4 protein-coding genes are annotated in these 2978 nt (G+C 57.0%); all 4 read right to left on the reverse strand.

From position 1 onward, the window contains the following. Positions 1–25 precede the first annotated feature (25 nt). Positions 26–574, reverse strand: a complete 549-nt coding sequence (locus KGB18_RS29800) for an AAA family ATPase (RefSeq protein ID WP_223570967.1) — start codon at positions 572–574, stop codon at positions 26–28. Positions 575–590: 16 nt separating this feature from the next. Continuing rightward, a complete protein-coding gene (gene tnpC, locus KGB18_RS29805) occupies positions 591–2165 on the reverse strand; it encodes an IS66 family transposase (protein ID WP_223570968.1) in 1575 nt (524 codons plus the stop codon). 62 nt (positions 2166–2227) lie between these two features. After that, positions 2228–2563 (reverse strand): IS66 family insertion sequence element accessory protein TnpB, encoded by a 336-nt coding sequence (gene tnpB / locus KGB18_RS29810; protein ID WP_223570969.1) that lies wholly within the window; start codon positions 2561–2563, stop codon positions 2228–2230. Next, a complete protein-coding gene (tnpA, locus tag KGB18_RS29815; RefSeq protein WP_223570970.1) occupies positions 2560–2877 on the reverse strand; it encodes an IS66-like element accessory protein TnpA in 318 nt (105 codons plus the stop codon). The genes tnpB and tnpA overlap by 4 nt, the downstream gene beginning before the upstream one ends. Positions 2878–2978 lie beyond the last annotated feature (101 nt).

Below are 2978 nucleotides of genomic sequence, written 5' to 3' on the forward strand. Positions count from 1 at the left end.
GCGTAAGCGTATAGCCAACACACGTTCACATGACTGAAGGTGTGTGGTTCAGTCCGTCGACTGCATCCAGTATTTGCCGTACCCGATCTGTAACGGATATGTCCCCCTCAAGCTTTAAGACACTACAGGTAAGCGCAGACAGCCATTCCTGATGCCTGGCCAAGCTACGTCCAGGGACGCCCCCCTCATCATACTGAGCTGCCCAAGCCAGAAACTCCGGCTTTGCTTGACCGAAGCGTTTTACCTCTCGACGTTTTAGTCTCTCTAATCTGAGTTCAACAGGAAGATAAAGGAACACCACAAGATCAAATTCGCTCTCAAGCGGTTGACCCCAGCCCATTACTGATCCGGCAACCACTGCACGGCCATGAGAGCGCATTTCTTGTAGCAAGCGCTCTCCTCGTTGCGTTTTGTCTGCCAGATGCTGATATGGCGGGTTACTGGGCAGCCACAAAAAATCATCTGCTTCTAGGTGAGTTGTGCTCAGTTCCTTTGCTAAAGCATCCGCTAAGGTCGTGGTGCCGGTACCTGCCGCGCCTGTGATCAAGATGTAACGTGCCGTCTCTTTTGTCATTTTGCTTTCAGCCACTCTAAAACGAGTTTGCCATCTCCGATAAATTAACAGTGCCCCACTGATGCGGCAGCAGTCGAGCGATCTCACTCGCCCGCTGCGTTGGCAACCGCGTCAGAACATCTTTGAGATAGGCATACGGATCATGCCCATTCACTCGCGCCGACTGGATCAAACTCATGATCGCAGCTGCCCGCTTGCCGCTACGAAGCGATCCGGCGAACAACCAGTTGGAGCGTCCAAGCGCCCACGGCCTTATCTGATTTTCGACCGCGTTATTATCGATGGGCACAGCGCCGTCCTCGACATATCGAGTCAGTGCCGTCCAGCGCTTGAGGCTGTAATCCAGAGCTTTAGCGATAGCCGATCCCTCGGGCACAAGATCGCGCTGGGCCATCATCCAGGTATGTAGTGCGTCGATAATGGGTGCCGCTTTTTCCTGACGTATTCGCCAGCGATCTTCGTCGGTCATCTCCCTCGCTTGCCGTTCAATTTCGTACAAGCCGCCAATTGAGTGCAGCGCCTGTTCGGCCAGTTGGCTTTTGTTCGTCGCGTGCAGATCGAAGAACTTGCGGCGTGCATGGGCCATGCAGCCAATTTCGGTGATGCCTTGCTGGAAGCTTGCTTTGTAGCCGGCGAAATCGTCGCAAACCAGCTTGCCGTTCCATTGCCCAAGGAAGTTGCGGGCATGCTCACCCGCACGGCTCGGGCTGAAGTCGTAAACCACTGCTTTAAGTGCCGAAAACGGCGTAGTGCAGTAGGCCCAGACATAAGCACGATGGGTTTTCTTTTCGCCCGGCGCGAGCATCTGCACCGGGGTTTCGTCAGCGTGAATCACGCCTTGGGCAAGTACCGCTTCGCGCAGCGCATCAACCAGGGGCTGGAGCTGCACACCGGTTTGGCCGACCCATTGCGCCAGTGTCGAGCGGGCGATAGCCAGGCCGGCGCGGCCAAAGATTTTCTCTTGCCGGTACAGCGGCAAATGGTCGGCGAATTTGGCCACCATCACGTGAGCCAGCAGACCTGCGGTCGGGATGCCCTTGTCGATTACTTGGGCCGGCACCGGTGCCTGGATCAGTGTTTCGCACTGGCGGCAGGCCCATTTCCCACGCACGTGCTGCTCAACGGTGAACACGCCCGGCGTGTAATCCAGCTTCTCGCTGACGTCCTCGCCGATCCGCTGGAGCTGGCAGCCGCAGGGGCATTGGGTGTTGTCGGGTTCGTGATAAATCACGGTGCGCGGAAACTGCGTAGGCAAAGGAACACGCTTTGGTTGCTTGCGTGGTTCGGCCTGCGCAGCCTGCGGATTCAACGCTTTCAGCTCGGCTTCGATGGCCGCGATGTCGGTATCAAGCAGGTCGTCGAGCAGGCTGCCCTGAGCAGGACTCAATTGCTCACTGCGCTTGGCAAACTTGTTACGTTTGAACCATGCGATTTCGTGGGTGAGTTGCTCGATGATGGTTTGGTCGCGGTCGTTCTTCTTTCCCATCCTGTCGACTTGCTGCCCGAGAGAATCAACCTGCGACAGCAACTGCGCAGCGAATGCACGCAGTTGGTCGGGGGTCATCTGATCGAGATTGGGCGTAGAAATCATGCCTTGGATTTTACCAAAGCAGATCGGCTGCGGCAGCAGGCTCAGGCGTTAATTACCGTCTTTTAAAGGATAGTAATAGCGCCGCCAGCTCCTACGCGCTGCCAAGGCAGGCCCAGCACCAAGGCCTGAAGTTGTTCGGTATCCAGCTGCATCTCACAGCCTTGTCGAATGCCTGGCCAGTGAAACTTGCCCTGGTTCAACCGGCGAGCGGCCAGCCAGACGCCAATCCCGTCATGCACCAGAACCTTCATGCGAGTGGCGCGGCGATTGGCGAACAGATAAGCACAGTGCGGCTTCGCCGCACCGAACACCGCAATCACCCTGGCCAGCGCAGTTTCTGTGCCGGCGCGCATGTCCATAGGCTCCGTGGCAAGCCAGATGGCGTCGATGCGGATCATGGGGTGAGTCCACGGATAAAACGGGCACAGCCTTCGGGATCGGAAGTTGGCCATTTCACTGTGAGCGTTTGCTCGCCAAGCGGCAGTTCAATGGTTGCCGATGCTTCCTCCGACCGTTTGGGGCTGGCTCTTAACGGAACAAAAGCGGGCAACGCTGCTGGTGGCTGGTCTCGGTAAAGCGGCAACCACTTGCGGATCACGTTGGCGTTGATGCCGTGGCTGATGGCCACGCTGGATAGCGTTGCTCCCGGTTGCAGGCATTCCTGAACAACCTGGGCCTTGAAGGGTTTTGGGTAAGAGCTTCGTTGGCGCATGGAAATCCTGACGTTAAGGGCGATCGCGTCCGCTTAAAAATACGCGGACACCATCGCGCTTAATGCTGGAGTTCGGAAGGTGTGTTCCCGGAACGCTTACG

Source organism: Pseudomonas sp. BF-R-26 (assembly GCF_019947395.1).
Classification (GTDB): domain Bacteria; phylum Pseudomonadota; class Gammaproteobacteria; order Pseudomonadales; family Pseudomonadaceae; genus Aquipseudomonas; species Aquipseudomonas farris.